Source organism: Salipiger pentaromativorans (genome assembly GCF_024721115.1).
Taxonomy (GTDB): domain Bacteria; phylum Pseudomonadota; class Alphaproteobacteria; order Rhodobacterales; family Rhodobacteraceae; genus Salipiger; species Salipiger pentaromativorans.
Genome location: NZ_JAMDHK010000031.1, coordinates 1 through 18,349, shown reverse-complemented (window position 1 = coordinate 18,349; position 18,349 = coordinate 1). Strand labels below are relative to the sequence as shown.

The 18,349-nt window shown below is 60.6% G+C and carries 22 protein-coding genes; 10 read left to right on the top strand and 12 right to left on the bottom strand.

From position 1 onward, the window contains the following. A partial coding sequence (locus M4578_RS25230) for a recombinase family protein (RefSeq protein WP_258095875.1) occupies positions 1–312 on the bottom strand: 312 nt, incomplete at its 3' end. 226 nt (positions 313–538) lie between these two features. Here M4578_RS25230 and M4578_RS25225 point away from each other — a divergent pair. After that, positions 539–1,609 (top strand): hypothetical protein, encoded by a 1,071-nt coding sequence (locus tag M4578_RS25225; RefSeq protein WP_038068700.1) that lies wholly within the window; start codon positions 539–541, stop codon positions 1,607–1,609. Positions 1,610–2,140: 531 nt separating this feature from the next. Beyond that, the gene (locus M4578_RS25215) at positions 2,141–2,806 is read left to right on the top strand and encodes a L,D-transpeptidase (RefSeq protein ID WP_026155629.1); all 666 of its coding nucleotides are present in this window, start codon (positions 2,141–2,143) and stop codon (positions 2,804–2,806) included. Between the two features lie 25 nt (positions 2,807–2,831). On the opposite strand, the gene M4578_RS25210 is transcribed toward M4578_RS25215, so the two are convergent. Beyond that, positions 2,832–3,116 carry a hypothetical protein gene (locus tag M4578_RS25210; protein ID WP_038068706.1) on the bottom strand — a complete coding sequence of 95 codons (285 nt, stop codon included), beginning with the start codon at positions 3,114–3,116 and terminating at the stop codon, positions 2,832–2,834. A gap of 182 nt (positions 3,117–3,298) precedes the next feature. Here M4578_RS25210 and M4578_RS25205 point away from each other — a divergent pair, with 182 nt between their 5' ends. Then, positions 3,299–5,653, top strand: coding sequence for a heavy metal translocating P-type ATPase (locus M4578_RS25205; RefSeq protein ID WP_018001712.1), 2,355 nt, complete (start codon positions 3,299–3,301; stop codon positions 5,651–5,653). 63 nt (positions 5,654–5,716) lie between these two features. After that, the gene (locus M4578_RS25200) at positions 5,717–6,229 is read left to right on the top strand and encodes a L,D-transpeptidase family protein (RefSeq protein WP_018001713.1); all 513 of its coding nucleotides are present in this window, start codon (positions 5,717–5,719) and stop codon (positions 6,227–6,229) included. A 9-nt stretch (positions 6,230–6,238) separates the two neighbouring features. Here M4578_RS25200 and lnt read toward each other — a convergent pair whose 3' ends face one another. From lnt to M4578_RS25150, 10 genes are read right to left on the bottom strand one after another with little or no spacing between them, the layout of a single operon-like run. Beyond that, positions 6,239–7,816 (bottom strand): apolipoprotein N-acyltransferase, encoded by a 1,578-nt coding sequence (gene lnt / locus M4578_RS25195; RefSeq protein WP_018001714.1) that lies wholly within the window; start codon positions 7,814–7,816, stop codon positions 6,239–6,241. After that, complete coding sequence (gene lspA, locus M4578_RS25190) at positions 7,783–8,241, bottom strand: signal peptidase II (RefSeq protein WP_018001715.1); 459 nt, start codon at positions 8,239–8,241, stop codon at positions 7,783–7,785. Before lspA ends, lnt begins: the two co-directional genes overlap by 34 nt. A gap of 28 nt (positions 8,242–8,269) precedes the next feature. Then, positions 8,270–9,052 (bottom strand): ZIP family metal transporter, encoded by a 783-nt coding sequence (locus M4578_RS25185; protein ID WP_026155630.1) that lies wholly within the window; start codon positions 9,050–9,052, stop codon positions 8,270–8,272. A gap of 12 nt (positions 9,053–9,064) precedes the next feature. Then, positions 9,065–9,520: a DUF411 domain-containing protein gene (locus M4578_RS25180; RefSeq protein WP_018001717.1), complete on the bottom strand. Its 456-nt coding sequence runs from the start codon at positions 9,518–9,520 to the stop codon at positions 9,065–9,067. Between the two features lie 3 nt (positions 9,521–9,523). Continuing rightward, positions 9,524–10,897, bottom strand: a complete 1,374-nt coding sequence (locus tag M4578_RS25175; protein WP_026155631.1) for a M23 family metallopeptidase — start codon at positions 10,895–10,897, stop codon at positions 9,524–9,526. Next, positions 10,894–11,520: an SCO family protein gene (locus M4578_RS25170; RefSeq protein WP_026155632.1), complete on the bottom strand. Its 627-nt coding sequence runs from the start codon at positions 11,518–11,520 to the stop codon at positions 10,894–10,896. The genes M4578_RS25175 and M4578_RS25170 overlap by 4 nt, the downstream gene beginning before the upstream one ends. After that, the gene (locus tag M4578_RS25165) at positions 11,520–11,987 is read right to left on the bottom strand and encodes a copper chaperone PCu(A)C (RefSeq protein ID WP_018001720.1); all 468 of its coding nucleotides are present in this window, start codon (positions 11,985–11,987) and stop codon (positions 11,520–11,522) included. The genes M4578_RS25170 and M4578_RS25165 overlap by 1 nt, the downstream gene beginning before the upstream one ends. A gap of 23 nt (positions 11,988–12,010) precedes the next feature. Beyond that, the gene (locus M4578_RS25160; RefSeq protein ID WP_018001721.1) at positions 12,011–12,670 is read right to left on the bottom strand and encodes a DsbA family protein; all 660 of its coding nucleotides are present in this window, start codon (positions 12,668–12,670) and stop codon (positions 12,011–12,013) included. Beyond that, positions 12,667–13,089, bottom strand: coding sequence for a disulfide bond formation protein B (locus tag M4578_RS25155; protein WP_018001722.1), 423 nt, complete (start codon positions 13,087–13,089; stop codon positions 12,667–12,669). The genes M4578_RS25160 and M4578_RS25155 overlap by 4 nt, the downstream gene beginning before the upstream one ends. Before the next feature lie 5 nt (positions 13,090–13,094). Further along, a complete protein-coding gene (locus tag M4578_RS25150) occupies positions 13,095–13,697 on the bottom strand; it encodes an SCO family protein (RefSeq protein WP_018001723.1) in 603 nt (200 codons plus the stop codon). 171 nt (positions 13,698–13,868) lie between these two features. Here M4578_RS25150 and M4578_RS25145 point away from each other — a divergent pair, with 171 nt between their 5' ends. The 6 genes from M4578_RS25145 to M4578_RS25120 all read left to right on the top strand — a co-directional run bounded on the left by M4578_RS25145 (position 13,869) and on the right by M4578_RS25120 (position 18,099). Further along, positions 13,869–14,297, top strand: a complete 429-nt coding sequence (locus M4578_RS25145; protein WP_013959865.1) for a MerR family transcriptional regulator — start codon at positions 13,869–13,871, stop codon at positions 14,295–14,297. 103 nt (positions 14,298–14,400) lie between these two features. Further along, positions 14,401–14,979, top strand: a complete 579-nt coding sequence (locus M4578_RS25140) for a cation efflux transmembrane domain-containing protein (RefSeq protein WP_009573601.1) — start codon at positions 14,401–14,403, stop codon at positions 14,977–14,979. Between the two features lie 95 nt (positions 14,980–15,074). After that, the gene (locus M4578_RS25135; protein ID WP_026155634.1) at positions 15,075–15,830 is read left to right on the top strand and encodes a transglutaminase-like domain-containing protein; all 756 of its coding nucleotides are present in this window, start codon (positions 15,075–15,077) and stop codon (positions 15,828–15,830) included. Continuing rightward, entirely contained in the window at positions 15,820–16,785 is a 966-nt protein-coding gene (locus M4578_RS25130; protein WP_010138164.1) for a cation diffusion facilitator family transporter, read from the top strand. Before M4578_RS25135 ends, M4578_RS25130 begins: the two co-directional genes overlap by 11 nt. Before the next feature lie 55 nt (positions 16,786–16,840). Then, positions 16,841–17,119 carry a SpoIIAA family protein gene (locus M4578_RS25125; protein ID WP_234988885.1) on the top strand — a complete coding sequence of 93 codons (279 nt, stop codon included), beginning with the start codon at positions 16,841–16,843 and terminating at the stop codon, positions 17,117–17,119. Positions 17,120–17,403: 284 nt separating this feature from the next. Beyond that, positions 17,404–18,099, top strand: a complete 696-nt coding sequence (locus tag M4578_RS25120; protein WP_173674657.1) for a hypothetical protein — start codon at positions 17,404–17,406, stop codon at positions 18,097–18,099. Positions 18,100–18,349 lie beyond the last annotated feature (250 nt).

Here is an 18,349-nt window from a genome sequence, read left to right as displayed (position 1 = left end):
GAACTTGCCCTGGGGCGAGGCAGTGTCGATCGGGTCCTGGAGCGAGCGGAAGAACGCCCCCTTGCCCTCCAGTCTTTCGATCACCTCAAGCAAGTGCGACAGAGACCGCGCAAGCCGGTCGATCCGCACGACGACCAGCGTGTCGCCCTTGCCAATCCGCTCCAGCACACGTGCAAGCACCGGCCGCGCCCGATTGCCACCTGAGGCGTGCTCTTCAAAGATCTCTGCGCAACCCGCAGATTGAAGGGCCTCGGACTGGGGCAGGGGGGTTTGATCCTCTGTGGATACGCGCGCATAGCCTATCAGGGGCATGGAAAAGAGCCGTTTGCAATTTAAGATATCGCTAATAAACGACCGTTTGTAAACGAATGCAAGTAGGTGCTCTCTCGTCGCGTTCATCCTAAGACCCTTGGTTCCCTAGCGCTGAGCGCGATCTGAGAGGTTCCGCCGGCAGTCGCGCGAGCGTGCTATATAAAGGGCGTAGGCAACCGCCACAAAATCACTTGGGTAATGTGCAAAAAATAAGTATTTTGCACATATGAATACGAGAGCCTCTATTTTGACTGATGGTTACGACGACCCCCTCATCACTACCGAGGAGGATGCAGAGGCTCACGAAAAGGATCTCTGGTTTCTGCCGGGACCATTCGAAGAAGAACCAGATGATTTGCCTCCCGGGCCGCGTGCAGAACCGCCGGACACTGCCGTCATCGAAGACTGGGCAAAGGCAGAAGGCGTTCACGCTGCGCGGCTAGCAAAGGTGGCTGGACGCCTGGGAGCTCTGGATGACCGGCTGCTGCGCGGCCCGGAAGGCTGGCGGCATCGCCTCGCTCTTGTCGAGGCAGCGGCCCTCAGCTGGGTCGCAGGAGATCGGGTGAGTACTGATCGTCTGGCGCTCTGGGTATCCATGCGGCTGTCAGGTGCACAGGATGACCCAAATGCCTTGGCACGCGTTGGATGGGCTGTTCGGCGCTTGACAGGCGGTCCCGGACCGATGGCTGACCTGGCCGCTTTTCTGGATCGCCGCGACCCCGAGAACATTGAAGACAGCGCTGAGCGTTTCGAGGATCGCGCGGGTGGGTGGCTGGACGTCATGGCAGCCGCAAAGGGTCTCCACCCGATCACGCGGGCGTGCATGGGGTATCACCTGTGGAGCTTGGCGGGCCTCGGACGCCACGGCGACCAGATCGAAGCTGCCGTCACCGCGTCTAGGATCGCGACCAGCGATGGAAGCGGTGCCATCTTCGCGCCGCTCGCTATGGCCGGGGCCGGGGGGCTGCGCGTTTCGGGCTTGCCACCCGAGCGTTTGGCCCGCTGGTTGGATGGGATGAACAGCGCAATTCTAACGGCGATGCGAACACTTGATGATATTGAAGTGTGGATCGGGCGGGCAGAAAACGTCATGGCGCAATTATCTGGCCGCACGCCGGTTGCCTTGCGAAAGGTTTTCACGGAATGGCCCTTGGTCTCCGCCCCGATGGCTGAGGCCATGACCGGAGCCAGCCGCGCCGCCGTTCAGCGCAATCTCGCATGGATGGAGGCAAGCGGTTTGATCCGCGAGGTGACGGGGAACGGGAGGTATCGCATGTGGAAAGCTGACCTAATATAGGTCATTTGTCGAGGCTGACACCGGCTTGACCTGGCACGCTTTAGTGCCGCCCCAGATGATCGTTTAAGCCACTTTCCGTTCGAATGCGACAAGGCTTTTCCAGCCCAAAGCGTTCGTTAGCCATTCGTCTCACGTTTTTGTGACAATTGATCGCTTGAAGCTCCAGTGGGTGAAGGTTGTAACGGGGCGAAATAACGGAATGAGAGCCGGAGCCAGAGATGGCATCGTAGCATTTGCGAGTGGCGCAAGTTCCCTGTGCCGTGACGTTCCCGATCTCATGGTCGCGATATCGAAGCCGCTGTGCCTAAATTTCCAGACAATCTGCGACTTAACGAATTGTCGCTGCGCAACTTCGGACCAGGTATTGTGCGAGCAGTTTTCTCCTCCCTAGCAAACTGGAAACTGCAAGGATCGCATGTCTACTTACGAAAATTTGCCCTTGAACCTCTAGCCACTAGAAGTCCTATCTGTTCAAGGAGAACACATACCGTTCTTGCCATCAATCGCCGGTGAGAACCGAAAGGGTACGAAATGCTGACAAGACGACACTTCATTCAGACAACAACGGCGCTTTTTTCGGTGACCGGTCCCGGTATGGCTTTTGCCGACACTTGGCCCACCGAGGCTCAGAAGGCTGAATGGGACGCACAGGTGACGCCTCAGGGTTATGTTGCCGAGACTTCCAACCCATGGGGATTGCACCCGCGGTTCCTACCGCAACGTGTGGTCGCGAAGGCCGGTCTCGTGCCGGGAGATATCCATGTCGACGCGGTCGCACGATATCTTTACCACATTGAAGAGGGTGGAACCGCGATGCGCTACGGCGTGGCCATCGCGCGGGGGAACCTCTACGAGCCGGGTGTCTATACCATCAAGCGCAAGGTCAGGTGGCCGCACTGGCAACCGACACAGAGCATGATCAATCGCGACCCCGAACTTTATGCTGACATTGCCGATGGCATGGAACCGGGACCGGAAAACGCGCTTGGATCGAGGGCGCTGTATCTCTACGTCGGGGATCGCGATACCCTTTTGCGCATCCATGGCACTCCGAGCCCACGGAGTATCGGTGGCCGCGCAAGTTCGGGCTGCGTACGGATGGTCATGGCTCATATCAATGATCTTTACCCGAACGTCGAGACCGGCTCTACCGCCTATCTTTACTCGGCGGAGGACAGCGTGACTGCCCGCAGCTAAGCCAAGCAGCGGACGGCAAACGCAATTAAGTTTCGCGAGGGGTGCAGATACGATTGCCGTTCGCCGTGCGCAGCGGCAGCAAGGTTGTTTCTACGGGGCCGCTGTGTTTGTACCAGTAGCACCCGTCCTCGGGCACCAAGCGCGCGGTTGCAACATCCTGATCCGGGGCAGCCATTGCAATCACGGCTTCGGGAACTTTGCCCCGCCGGTCTGCCGAGTCGCCCGGTCCAGTCGGCTGGATTGCGCACCCGGCCGTAAGAGACAGCGCCACTGCAACAATTATTTTTTGCTTCAGCATCAAAACCCGCATCAAGCTTCCTTTCGTGTCTGTTTTTCTTTGCATCGGCTTTTCATGCCTCAAGGCGTGATGGAGCCGGTCGCCGCATCCTCTAGCAATAAAACAAACTGAAATACCACCGTATTTTGCTCTTGAAGCTCTAGCTACTGTAGGGGCTATGTCATGGTAAAGCACCCGAATCCAGAGGTCCATTCATGCCGCCCGACACCCATCGTCACGACCACGATCACGCCGAAGATGCCCAGACAAGCGGCGGCAGCTGCTGCGGGAGCGCCGGAACGTGCGGCGACATCGTTCCGGCGACCCCCGCGCCAGCGGGCGGGCGCAGTTTTCAGGTGTCCGGCCTCGATTGCGCCGAGGAGGTAGCAATCCTGAACAAGGTGGTCGGCCCGAAGATCGGCGGGGCCGAGCATCTCGCGTTCGACGTGATCAATGGGCGGATGACTATTCTCGACAGCGCCAAGAGTTTATCGGACGGCGAAATTGCAGAACTGGTCGCAAGCACCGGCATGACCGCCAAGCCTTGGGATGCCGAGAACGCGTCGGTCGACCAGGCGGCCCATCTTGCAAGACAGCGGCTGTTTACGGCGCTCAGTGGAGGCTTCTGGGCCGCGGGATTTCTGTGGCACATCATCGAGACCGGCATGGGCGGGGCGCTCGGCCTCTTCGCGGGTCACGGCGAAGCGCCGATGCCACTGGTCGAGGCAGGGCTGTTCGCGGTTGCGATCCTGTTCGGTGTCTGGCTCGTGGCACCCAAGGCATGGTCGTCCGCTCGGCGGCTGTCGCCCGACATGAACCTGCTCATGGTGGTCGCCGTGGCCGGTGCCATCGGGCTTGGCGAATTTTTCGAGGCGGCGACAGTCGCGTTCTTCTTTTCGCTCTCGCTCTACCTCGAAAGCTGGAGCGTCGGGCGTGCGAGGAATGCGGTTTCAGCTCTGCTCGACCTCGCGCCGCCGACGGCAAGAGTTCTTCATGATGACGGCTCGGAAGCGGACGTTCCGGCTTCTGCGGTTGCTATCAACGCACGTTTCATCGTGCGCGGCGGAGACCGCATCCCATTGGATGGTGAGGTTGTCGATGGGGCAGGGGCCGTCGATCAGGCGCCGATCACCGGAGAGAGTGCGCTGGTCCCAAAGGAACGGGGCGACGAAGTCTATGCCGGTACGATCAACGGCGAAGGCACACTGACGGTGCGCGCCACGAAGGCCGCCTCGGACACCGTGTTGGCCAAGATTATCCGCATGGTCGGCGACGCCCATGCCCGCCGCGCGCCGGTGGAGCAGTGGGTGGCGAAATTCGCCCGCATCTATACGCCTATCGTCATGGCTCTCGCCATTGCAATTGCCCTGCTGCCGCCGCTCATTTTCGGGGGGGCCTGGGATTATTGGTTCTACAATGCACTCGTGCTGCTGGTGATCGCTTGCCCATGCGCTCTGGTCATCTCGACACCGGTCTCCATCGTCGCTGCACTCACCGCCTCAGCGCGGGCCGGGGTGCTGATCAAGGGCGGTGCATATGTTGAGGCACCGGGCAAGACCACTGCACTGGCCATGGACAAGACCGGCACGATCACCATGGGCGAGCCCGAGGTGGCGGCGGTGCATCCGCTGGGCAAAGCATCGGCGCAAGATCTGATGACCCTCGCCGCTGGGCTGGAGGCACGTTCCTCGCATCCCTTGGCGCGCGCCATTCTTGCGCGGGCAGAAGCCGACGGCATCAAGGTATCCGCCGCGGAAGATACCCGAACCGTTCCGGGCAGGGGACTTGAAGGACGCACAGACGGCCGGTCGATCTGGCTGGGGTCGGACCGGTTTGCCGAGGAGAAGGGTTTCGGCGACGCCATTCCGAAGGATTTGCGCGACCGCATCGAAGGGGCTGGCAGCACCCTTGTTGCCGTGGGCGACGACACCGGTGTCACCGGCATCTTGGAATTGCGCGACCGTATCCGCCCGGATGCCAAAGGCATCGTGGCGCAGCTTCACGCGCAGGGTGTGAAGACCATCGTCATGCTGACCGGTGATAACGAGCGGACAGCGCGCGCTGTTGCAGCCGAGGTCGGCATCGACGAGGTCCGTGCCGAGCTTCTGCCCGAAGACAAGGTGACTGCCATCGAAGAACTGGTCGAAACGCATGACATGGTGGCCATGATCGGCGACGGGGTCAACGACGCCCCGGCCATGGCGCGCGCGCATTACGCCATCGCAATGGGTGCCGTTGGTTCGGACGCGGCAATCGAGACGGCGGATATAGCCCTGATGACCGACGATCTCGGCAAGGTGCCTTGGCTGATCGGTCATTCGCGCCGGACAATGTCGATCATTCATCAGAACATCGGTATTTCCTTGGCGACCAAGGGCGTTTTCGTTGTCGCTACCGCGTTCGGACTGGCATCGATGTGGGGCGCGATTGCAGCCGACGTAGGAGTGTCATTGCTGGTGGTGGCCAATGCCCTGCGCCTGCTGAACAGCCAAGAGGCCAAGGCGCCGCCGTCCGGCGGTGAGCAGGTTGGCCCACAGATGGCAAAGGCCGCGCTTGCCCACGGACATTGATCACGCAGCATTTGCAAGGTAACGTAATGTCCATAACAGACCTCACGAAAGAGGCATCGAGCAGTGAAAACCATCCGATTTCCCCGCCGCGCCGTCCTGTTGGGCGGGCTGGTAGCGTTTCTGTCCGGGTGTGCCAGCAAGTTCCGCAGCTATGACGGACCCGAAGTCACCCGTGTTCGGCTTTACAAGGGACAGCGCTTGCTTGTTCTCGACGGAGCCGATCGCGTCTTGCAAACCTATCCGGTCGGGCTGGGTTTCGCTCCTGAGGGTCACAAACAATTCGAGGGGGATGGCCGGACTCCGGAAGGAGTTTACACAATCGACAGGCGAAACCCCAACAGCACCTACCATCTTTCGATTGGCATCTCTTATCCGAACGAGGCCGACATCGCCTTTGCCGAAGCGCAGGGCCTTTCCCCCGGCGGCGACATCTTCATCCATGGTGGCCCACGCCCCGGCATCGACCCGACAAATGTCCGCGACTGGACAGCTGGCTGCATCGCGGTCACGGATCGGGAGATCGAGGACATCTATGCAATGGTGAAGGACGGGACACCTATCCACATCTTTGCATGACGGTCTTTCTCATGCGGCGGTAGTGAGCCGTCGCATTGGCGCCATTGCCCAGCTCCACGAAGCCAAGATGAGCGCCAACAGCATCCAGTCCCCGAAGCTCGCGTAGAGTGTCGGCGGTCGCGCGGAGGGCAGGCTAGCGTCGATGATGCCCGTTTCGCCGGTATCGAGCCGCGCAACGATCTCTCCGCTCGCGTCGATGACCGCAGAGATGCCCGTATTCGCGGCTCGGATGACTGGAAGGCCTTCCTCTACGGCGCGCATACGTGCGGAAGCCAGATGCTGCTCGGGTCCGATGCTGGTGCCAAACCAGGCATCGTTTGTCGCGTTGAAAATCCAGTCCGGCCGGAACAGGTCGTCGACCACATGCCCTGGGAAGATGATCTCATAGCAGATCGCCACGGCGACCAGCGGCACACCCGGAAGCGCAAGCGTTCTCGGGCCCGGTCCGGGCGTAAAATCGCCCAGACCCGCCGTGAGCCGCTCGATGGGCAACCAGCCGCGGAATGGCACATATTCGCCGAAGGGCACGAGATGGTGTTTCGCGTATCCGGTCAGGATCTCGCCGGTCTCGTCAAATGCCTGGACCGTGTTGAAATATCGGGTGCCATCCTCGCTCGGTACACGGTCCGGCACACCGGTAAGCAGCACTCTGCCGTCTGGTAGCGCTGCGGCAATGCGGGCCCGTGCCTCCGTATCCTCATCGAGGAAACCCGGAAAGGCGGTTTCCGGCCAGAGAAGCACGTCGAAATCGCCGGGCCGGGTTGAAAGCTCAAGATAGCGCGCGAAGGTCGCCTCGCGGTTCTCGGGAGCCCATTTCTCCTCTTGTGGAATGTTGCCCTGGACGATGCGCAGGTCGACACCGGGTGGCTGTTGTGCATCCGACTGGAGGCGCAGCGTGCCGACAGCCCACATCGTCGCGATTCCGGCCAGCGCCATGAGCGAGATGGTCAATCGTTGCCGCCCGGACGCCATAGCAGCCGCGCCAGGGAGTACCGCGACGAACACGGTGAGAAAGCTTAGCCCATAGCTTCCGACCCAGGCGGCGGTCTGGCGAAGGGCGGCGTAGTCTACAAGTGCGTAACCGGCCAGGTTCCAGGGAAACCCTGTCAGAACGTGACCACGCAACCACTCGGCCACGGTCCAGGAGGTCGCGAACAGGAGGCAGGCCAAGAGACTGCCCATGGCTCCGCGCCGCGCGATTTCGGCAAAAAGCGCAGCGGCAATGGCTGGGAAAATCGCGAGACCTGCGGACAATCCCGCGACCGCCGGAATCGCCATCGTCCCAAACCGCTCGGCCTCGACGTAGAAACTTTCCGCGATCCACCAAATCCCGAAACCGAACTGGCCGAGACCAAACGCCCAGCCGACGAGGAAAGCGCGCCCGAAGGAGAGATCGCGAAGCCCGACAAACAACGCGGAATAGGCAACGGGAACGAGCAGGAGAATCGAAAGAGGCGGGAAAGTCAGAACGGTCATCGCCCCGGCGGCGAAACCAAGCGTCATCCGCGAAAGCAAACGGTGGCGCAGAGCGATGCGGTTCAGAATTTCCGGCTTCACGACTTGATCGAACGCCGCGCGCTGATCCATGGCGCGGCGAGCAAGAGCCCCACGCCACTGACGACAAATACATCGGCCAAGTTGAAGGCAGGCCAATGTGTTGTGCCAATGTAGAAATCGAGAAAGTCTGTTACAGCCCGATACCGCACACGATCGATGACATTGCCCAGGGCTCCGCCAATGATCGCACCGTAGGCAAGCGTTTCCACCGCATTGTCGGCGCGAAACAGCATAACCCCCAGCCAAACACAGATGGCAAGAGCGAAAGCGATGAGGCTCCACCACGGCGCGCCGCCCAACATCCCGAAAGTCACGCCGTCATTACGATAAAAGACGAGGTTGAATCCCGGAAACACGGGAATTCCGGCGCTTAAAGTGACGGCATTCGCAACGACAATGGCTTTGGTGATCTGATCGATCGCGAACGCAGCAAGTGCTGCGAAGACGCCGATCATCGGAGATACCTTGTTTAGTGACATTGCCTCATCCCAACCAGACATCAAGGAACAGCATCAGAACGAGCCCGACTGCGAGACCGAGCGTCGCCCTGTTCTGATGGCCGCTGCGATGGGTTTCGGGGATGATTTCGTGGCTAATGACGTAGAGCATTGCGCCCGCGGCAAAGGCCAGACCCCATGGAAGCAGCGGTTCCGACAGTGTGATGATGCCGGCCCCGAGCAAACCGCCAATCGGCTCGATCATGCCCGTCAGCGCCGCGATGCCCCAGGCGCGCAGCTTCGGATATCCCTCGCCCAGCAGAGATACAGCGACGGCCAATCCTTCGGGCGCATTCTGAAGCCCGATGCCGATGGCGAGCGGCAGACCGCCCTCCATACCTCCGGATCCGAAGCCGACCCCAACCGCAAGGCCTTCGGGGAAGTTGTGGATCGTGATTGCGATGATGAACAGCCAGACCCGCCGCAAAGACGCCGCTTCGGGCCCTTCGCGTCCCGTCTTGAAGTGCTCGTGCGGCAGCTTTTCGTTCATCAGGGCGACAGCCCCCATGCCCAGAAGAATCGAAACGCATACGATGGCCGCAGGCATCGCGCCGTTTTCGAACATCGGCTCCGCCGCATCCAATGCCGGGATGATCAGCGAAAAGAAAGAAGCGGCGAGCATCACACCGGCAGCGAAGCCGAGCGACAGATCGCGTGTGGCCCGAGACGGGATGCGCCCGAACAGCACGGGAACTGCTCCGACTGCTGTGAGCGATCCGGCGGCAAGACTTCCGAGAAAGCCGAGCATTATCGGAGACAGATTTTCCATGGGCGGGCCAGATTATCCTTCGGCGTAGCTCGAAAAGACTTCCGTCGACCCGTCCTTGCGGATGAGGAAGACATCATAGGCCTCGCGGTCGTCTTCTGGCCCCATGCCGGGCGAGCCATAGGGCATCCCCGGAACAGCGAGGCCGACGGCGTCCGGGCGCTCCTCGAGAAGGCGGCGGATGTCAGCGGCCGGTACATGGCCCTCGATCACGTAGCCGTCAATGAGCGCGGTGTGGCAGGAGACCATGCGCTGCGGCACGCCGTTGTCTAGCTTGAAGCGCACGAGAAGCCCGCCGAACATGTCCTGGCCGGTCGGCACAAACCCGTTCTCTTCGAGATGTTTCATCCACGAGAGGCAGCAGCCGCATCCGTTGGTCTTGCGGACGTCGATCGCCGTTGCCTCTGCGAGGGCCTGGGCCGCTGGGAACAGGGCGAGCGTGATGGCAAGAACTTGTGTCATGCGTTTCATGGGTCAGAGCCTTTCGGTTGTCGTTTTGGCAATCTCGCTGCCGAGGTTTTCATTCAGAAGCGCCCGCGCCTCGGCCAGACGCGAGAGCGCGGCGGTATCATCCGCATCGCTCTCGGCCGCTTCGGCGAGCCGGTCGTCAGAGAGGGGGTCAGTCGGGCGCCCATCCACGAGCACCTCATAGTGCAGGTTCGGACCTGTCGCCGTGCCAGTCGCGCCGACGCGGCCGATCACGTCTCCCGCCGCAACGCGTTGGCCTTGTGCCAAGTCTTCCGGCACGGCGCTCAGATGCGCGTAGCGCGTCATGGTGTCGGAGCCGTGCAAGATTTCGACCACGCGACCATATCCGCCGCGCCAGCCGATGAAATTGACCCGCCCCGGTGCCGTCGCTTGAACCGGTGTCCCACGTGCCGCTGCAAAATCGACGCCGGTGTGCATCCGGACGTTGCCAAAGACCGGATGCGTGCGGCGTCCGAACACCGAGCTGAGGCGCGCACCCTCTACCGGCTGTGCGAAGACGCGCAGCACCTCGCCATCGACGTAGATCGTCGCCTGACCGCTGCCGTCGTCCGGCCATACGATCTCGTAAAGCGAACCGCCGATCTCCAGTGCGGCGAAGGCGAGTTCGGGCTGTCCGATCCTGTCCTCTCCGACCCGCGCCTCACGCCAGAGAAGCCTTAGTGTTTCGCCACCGGCCATCTCGCGGCGGAAATCCACGGTCCCACCCAGCATCTGCGCAAGGTCCACGGAAAAACGGGCGGGTATGCCGGCTTCGTCGAGTGCCGCGAAGATCGAGCTGTCGATCATGGCTTCGCCGGCAAGAGTTACGATTTCCGGATCCGGAGCCACGACCTGCGTGGACATCTGCTCGCCGAAAACCACCTCGATCCGAACCCCGTCCTCGACGGCGAGTGAGACGGTGCGGGGGCTGCCGTCCACGGTCGAAGCGACAGTGACCGAGTGCCCCGGCCGCAGCCGTCGCAGATCGTATTCCGCACCAAGCGCGAGGGCAACTTCGGCTCTGTCAGGTGCCGCAAGACCGGCCTCTGACAGCAAGAAATCGAGCGTTTCGCCCGGAGCAATGTCGCGCGACCACGTCGACAGGGGTGGCTCGATCGCTTGCACCGGCCTGTCGGCAAACGCGGCCTGCAGAAGGGGCAGCGGGCTGAGGTCGGGTGCATCGTCTGCCCATGCCGCCGCGGGCAGCGTCACGGGGATGTCAACGTTCTGGGGGGCTTCAGGACCTTGGGGCATCCAGCTACCTGCCTGGGCAAGTTCCGGCGGCACGGGTTCTTTCGACATGGAATCAGAGATGGCGATAGCCGCTCCCGAAACCGTCCCCGCAATTGCGACACAAGCCGCCAAAGTTCTGAGCCTCATGTCGCCCCCTCCATTTCTTCTTCCAGCGCGCGGCGGATCTTCGGCACCGCGAATTCTTTGGGCTCGTGATAGTCGATCATGGTGACGAATCGCCCAGAGGCTGCGAACAGGAAGACGCTCGCGGTGTGGTTCATCGTGTAATCGCCGCTCTCCGCCGGTACTCGCTCGTAGGTGGCGCGGAAGCCGTCCGCGACGCGCGCTATCTGCTCTTCCGGTCCCGTCCAGCCGCGGATCGCCGGATGGAAGTAGCCGACATATTCGGCCATCGTTTCGACAGTGTCGCGCTCGGGATCGACCGTGATGAAAACCACGTTCATCTCGTCGGCCTCGTCTCCCAGATCGTCGAGCCATCCCGAAATGTCAGAAAGCGTGGTCGGGCAGACATCGGGACAGTAGGTGAAGCCGAAGAACGCCATCGTCGGGCGACCGATCAGGGTTTCCGGCCCGACCGCGTTGCCCTCATGATCCGTCAGACGGAAATCCATCTCGGTCAGGGCCACAGGCCGCTGCCCGACAGGTTCGGGTCCACCGGGTCCATCGACCTGCCACCAACCGACGAAGAGCATCAGGGCGACCGCCCCGACACCAGCCGCGCCGTACCCCAGGACCGCCCGTCGCCGCATCAGTCCTCTGGCCCCCGCGCGGCGATTCCGAGGATCGGCACCTTGACCGTCACTTCGCCTCCGTCGTCGAAAAGCAGGGTCAGCGGAAAGGTGTCCCCTTCCGTCATCGGTTCTTGTAGCCGCATCAGCATTGCGTGCAGGCCCCCCGGTTCGAGCGCGACGCTCTCGCCCGGGGCGATCGCGATCTCCCCCGCCGGGCTCATGGAGCTCACACCTTCGGCATTGGTCTTCGTCTCGTGGATTTCGGGCATCATCGCGAGCGGTGTTGTAAGGCCGATCAGCGTCACCGGCTCGTCGCCAGTGTTGCGGATCGTCATGTAAGCGGCCCCGGGACGGTTCATCCCGATGGAGGCGCGGGACCACGCGTTCTCGACGACAACATCCTCGGGTCCGGCCAGCGCGGGCACCGAGAGCCCTCCAAGGGTCAAAAGCGCGGCCAGTGTGCCAGTCAAAATATACTTTTTCATCGTTCTGATCCTGCCCTTTCCATTCAGCTTTGCGCGGCAGCGACTTCGGCGGCCACCAGACGACGCAACTCTGCCTCCCCGAATGGATCGAGCGGCTTGCCGTTCACAAAGAATGTGGGCGTCTGGCGAATTCCCACGGCCTCGACGTCAGCACGATCCTGGTTAAGGATCGCCACGACACCGGGTGCCAGCATTTGCGTGCGCGCGGCTTCGGCATCGAGTCCGGCCGTGGCGGCGATCTGAAGGATCAGGCCAGGCGCCGGGGCACCGTGCGACGCCCATCTCGGCTGTTCCCGCAGAACGGCCTCGAGCACCGGCACGTAAACGTCCTGCATGCGCGCCGCTTCGAGCACGCGGATGGCTTCCTCGGATGCCGCGCCGTGGAAGGGCGTGTAGCGGATCACGACGCGGACAGCTTCCCCATGCTCGGCCATGATGTCCTTCACGATGGGATGAAAGGCGCGACAGGCCTCGCAGGCCGGATCGAAGAATTCGACGATCGTGACGGGCGCATCCGCAGGCCCGAGGATGGGCGAGTAGGGGCGGATCATCGCCTCCGCAAGTTCCGGAGCAACGGGCTCCGCTTCGGCCACTGGGCCGGGGCGGATTGCAAACCAGGTGGCTCCGCCGAAACCGGCGGCGCCGAGGGCAAGAACGGACAGGATCAGGCCGCGTCGATTCATGTTCGTGTGTCCTTCAATGAAAGGGCCGACAGCGCCCCGATCAGCGCGAAGGCGGCGAGCGCCATCAGCGGGATAGGGATGCCGAAGACCAGTTGGTTGTCATCGGTGCAAGAGGGGCCGGTGGCCGTGCAGGGCTGGACGCGTTCGGGAACAAGACCGACGTACAGCCCCATGTGCCAGAGGGCGATTGCGCCGCCGCCAAGCGCCAATGCGATGCCGTAGCGCCCCACGCGGCCGTCCCGCCACCAAAGGCCGAGCCCGAGGACAATGGCCAAGGGGAACATGAAGGCGCGCTGGAACCAGCACAGCACACAGGGCGTCTGCCCCAGCACCTCGCCGACAAAAAGCACGGCAAGCGAGGCGACGAGCGCGATGATCCACGCCAGCCCGAGGGCTGTTTCTCCGGACATACGGTTCATGTCGGTCAGAACCTCTCTTCCAGATCGGCGAGTATCTCTTCGGCGGAGGTGCCGTAGGGCCACGAGTCGGCGAAGCCCGCGTCGGGATCGAAGAGGAACAAATGCGACGTGTGGCCCATCGTGTAACCATCCGGCGCCGCAGCCTCTTCGACGCGTTCAAAGAAGATCGGAAACGTCTCGGATGTGGCGGCGATCTGTTCCGGCGTGCCGGTCAGACCGATGATGCCCGCATCGAACAGCGGGACGTATTCGGCGAGTGCGGCGGGCGTGTCCCGTTCGGGGTCGATGGTGATGAAAATCGGCTGGACCTTGGCGGCATCGTCGCCCAGACCGTCCATCACCGCCGCGACCTCAGATAGGGTCGTCGGGCAGACGTCGGGGCAGTTGGTAAAGCCGAAAAAAACCAGCATCCAGCGCCCCGCAAAGTCCTCCTCGGTTTGAACCATACCCTGGTGGTCCGTCAGTTCGAACTCAGCGAAAAAAGGCGGCTCGGCGTCAGTTCGGGCGCTATCGGCACGATAATCGGACCATAGCAAGAGCCATACGAAGGCAAGCGCTGCCACGCCTGCCAAAACCCAAAGAAACTTCTGTGCCGATGTAAGGGACAATCCTGTTCGCCTGTTTTTGATTCTTATTGCAAGTGCGGATACATCCTCTAGCCGCTAGAGGTTCAAGCACGAAATCATGGTATAGCTTGAACTCACGCGTCTGTGAAACCGACACTTGTTTATTCCGACGGCAAAACCTACACAAACTGTATCTTTTTCATGGAGGCGAAAATGCTCACGATCGGTACTCTGTCAAAGAAGACTGGCACGAAGGTGCAGACCATCCGGTACTACGAACAGATTGGGCTCATGCCCGAACCTGGCAGGACCGAAGGCGGGCAGAGGCGCTACGACAATGCACAGCTCGACCGGCTGTCCTTCATCCGCCATTCGCGACAACTCGGTTTCTCGCTCGATGCGATCCGCGAGCTGCTCGACCTCAGCGACCATCCCAACCGGCCCTGTGATGAGGCTGATGCCATCGCGCGTCGCCAGCTCAAACAGGTGGAGCAGCGCATGGCCCGCCTGAAGGCGCTGCGCACGGAACTGAAACGCATGGTTCACGAATGCAGCGGCGGGCGGACGGGAGATTGCAAGGTGCTTGAGGTGTTGCGGGACCATTCGGAATGCTTGACCGAACACGAGGAAATCGGGGCCTGAAGGAATTCAGCCAACATTCCGGCTGGAACGCAGATCTGCCGCAGAAGTTAATGTGTCGTACAACACAAGCTGGAACCACAAAATGGCCGCTAGACAAGATTCAATGGAGAGACGGACGCTTTGGATCGTTCTGGCGCTCAATATCGGTTTGGCCGTGGCTTTTTTCGCAACAGGCGCCTTCGGCGACTCAAGTGCCCTGATCGCCAACGGGCTCGATAACCTCTCCGACAGCTTCGTCTACGCGATCAGCCTTTTCGCTTTGTCCCGATCCGCCAAATGGAAACGCGGGGCGGCGAACGTTTCCGGCGGGCTGCTGATCCTGTTCGCTGCAGGCATCCTCTACGATGCGTGGCGCCGCTACATCGGTGGGTCAGATCCGCTCGGGACGATCATGATTGCAATGGCCCTGATCGCGGCGGCTATCAACGCAGTCTGCGTTTGGCTGCTCGCTAAGCTCAAAAATCCAAACGTCAATATCCGCGCGGCCAACACCTTCAGTTACAACGATTTCGCCGCGAACCTCGGGATCGTCGTGGCCGGTGGCCTCGTCGCTTGGCTAGGAACCAACTGGCCGGACCTTGTCGTCGGTGTGATCGTCGCCGGGATCGCGGCCTGGGGCGGTATCGACATCCTGCGCGACGCACACGGCGAACACCACAAAGCGGTTCACACGGACAAATAGTTGCGGGAGATTCTTTCTGAAAGAAAGGATTGAAGCTATAGTGACTATAGCAATTAGTCTTGTTCCAAGACGATTCGAGGAGCGACCCGTTGCAGATGATCGACCCCCTACTTGTACCCACCAAACTACTGGATTTTGATGCCGCGCCTCTTGCGCGTCTAATTGAGAACCGCAGCTGGCGCGGCTTATCCGAATACGATCGGATCGGAGCTGCCTATGATTTCGTTCGGAATGAAATCGCGTTCGGATACAATCGAGCTGACGACATCCCCGCATCCGAAGTGCTTTCCGACGGCTATGGGCAGTGCAATACCAAAAGCACGCTCTTGATGGCGCTGCTGCGTGGTGTCGGCATTCGTTGCCGGTTGCATGGGTTTACGATCCACAAAGGCTTGCAGCGCGGTGTTGTCCCTGAGCTGGTGTATCCGCTTGCTCCGCAGGAAATTCTCCACTCATGGGTCGAGATCGAATTTCAAGGTGCCTGGATCAACCTTGAAGGCTTCATCCTGGATGACGCTTTCCTCGATGTCCTGCAAACGTCATTCTCGGACACAGAAAGTCTCTGCGGTTATGGCGCGGGCACGGATTGCCTTGGCGCGCCTCCCGTCGCCTGGAACGGAGAAGATACCTACATTCAGAAAACCGGCATCGTGCAGGATTTCGGCGTGTTTGATACGCCGGACGCCTTCTATTTTTCCCATGAGCAATCCTTTGGATGGCTGCGTGGTGCCCTTTACCGTCATATCATACGCCACTGGATGAATGCGCGCGTTCGTGGTTTCCGCAGCGACCGCCTCAAGACTGACCGACGCGCGACACACGCGCATGAGGAGCCTGCCAATGCCACATGACCACGGGCACGCGCATATCGATCCGGATTCTGGCGATCGGCGGGTTGCCATCGCGATCTGGGCGAACGGGCTTCTTACCGTTGCGCAAATCGTCGGGGGCATATTGTCGGGCAGCCTGGCACTGATCGCCGATGCGCTGCACAACTTTTCCGATATGGCCTCGCTTGTCATTGCCTTTGCCGCACGCAAGATCGCGCGCCGCCCGGCCGATGAGCGCATGACCTTCGGCTATGGCCGGGTCGAAATCGTCGCGGCCCTGATCAACTACACCACCCTCATCGTGATCGGCTTCTATCTGATCTACGAAGGTGGCATGCGCATGATTGATCCACCCGAAGTCATGGGGTGGACCGTCGTCATTCTCGGTGGAATCGCGCTTGTGGTCGACACGCTGACCGCAATGCTGACCTATTCGATGCAGAAGGGGAGCGTGAACATCCGTGCGCTTTTTCTCCACAACCTTTCGGATGCGCTTGCTTCGGTCGCGGTTATCGTCGCTGGGTCGCTGATCATCCTTTACGACATGCGTTGGGTCGATCCTGCCATCACCATCGGCATCGCGACCTACATCCTGTATCTGTCTTTCACTGAAATAGGCGGCCCAATCCGAACCCTGATGCTCGGGAGCCCGCCGGACATCGACAACGAGGCCGTCGTCGAAGCGATGCGGAAAGTCGAAGGCGTCGCCGACGTCCACCACGTCCATCTCTGGCAAATGCAAGAGCACGAGGCTGCGCTCGACTGTCATGTCGTCGTGGCAGCCGAGGGATGGTCGAAGATCGAAGAGATCAAGAGCGCGATCAAGGAGCGGCTGAAGGAAGAATTCGGCATCAGCCATTCCAGCCTCGAATTCGAGCACGAGGATCGCGCTCATCAGAACGCCGATCTCTACGGTCACGGCAACGCAAGTGAAAAGGAGAAGACCAATGTTCAAGGAAACGCTGACCGAGCGTGATGATGTCATCGGGCTCGTCTGCGAAGGCAAGTTGACGGAGACAGAATTCAAGTAAATGCACGCGCTGCTTCATGAGCGTCTTGGAACAACCGATAATCCGGGTCTGGTTCTCGACCTTACAAGTTTCGAGGGCTACGAAGAGCCTTCGGCGATGCTAGAAGATCTGAAGGTCGACACCGCCCACGCGAACGATTTCGGTCGCATAGCGGTTGTCGGAGAACGCAGATGGATGGAATGGGGCGCACGGGTGGTCAACCTATTGACGGGCTCCGAGATGCAGTGGTTCGAATCCAGCGATACCGAGTCCGCAATTGCGTGGGCGCGTGACGGGTAGCCAGCGATTCTGCAAGAAAAGGACTCTGGCCTGGAAATTGACATCACATCAGATGCTTCACGATTAATGGAGGAACGGAACGATCTAAATGTAGTCAGCAACATTTGTCTGCTCGGATGAAACAATCCGATGCAGTTTGATGTCGACTTTAGGCTGCATAATAAGTCCCTACGCGCTGAATTCTTCGAAATTTAACATAAACTTCATTATGCGACTTTATACTTAGCGTTGCGATAGTATATTATTGTATGTATGCTGAACTCCTATCACGGAGGCTCCACAGCATGCGCCATTTACTCAAGAAGCTCCTCCCCTCGGTCGCAGTCGCTTTGACCGTGACAGGTTCTTCGCTGCCAATACCCGCCCGCGCGCAGACATACCCGATCGATTGCGCGATCCTCTTGTGCCTGTCTGGCGGCTGGCCTGCTTCCGTCCCTTGCGCCCGAGCCCGCGCCGAATTTATCCGGCGGATTACACCTTGGCCGGTCGAACCACCGCTGCAAATCTGGCGCTGTCCCATGGGCGCCTCCTACGAGAACGATCGGTTACAAAACAACGCTGGCGGCATCTTTGAAGCCTTGTACCGAACCGACAGCCGTCGACCGCTTCAATCCTTGCCAGTAGATAATCTCGTTCCCACCGACCTCGCCCTGCGGCTCGTTCAGGACCGCGCGGACATCGATATCAGCGGGCCAGAGTTCAATTTCGTGCGGTCCATCCGCGTCTTCGATGTACGGTATGCACGACAGCACGAGTCCGGGCGCGATGGGGATTGTAACCGAAGCGCGACCGTGGTCCTCGGCACCTACGGGACCCAAGGCGATTTCTCATGGCAGCGATCTTCGATAACTGCCCTGCCCGAGGCCCATGTGGGACTTGAACGTTGGGGCGAGCATTGCCCTGGCATTTATCACCGATCCGTCTTCGTCGATTGGCGTGACTATGACGGCAACTACGGGTTCGAGCAGGTGAACTACTGACCTGCCGCTACGTAGATTTGTCATGGAAGACGGCTTCTTTGGCTTGCACGACCGCACCGCATACGCTTCGCGGTCCACATGCTGTTTGGCGTTTAGGCAAACACCGCGGGTTCGCTCTGTTCACCCGTCGTCGCTTCTTCCGATCCTCGTCAGCGCATCGAAGGAAGGTCTGAAAAACCTCGCGCTCTGAGGGGTTTGGTATAGACTTTGCGGGACGAAGAAGGAAGCCCCATCATGCCCAAGCAGCCCG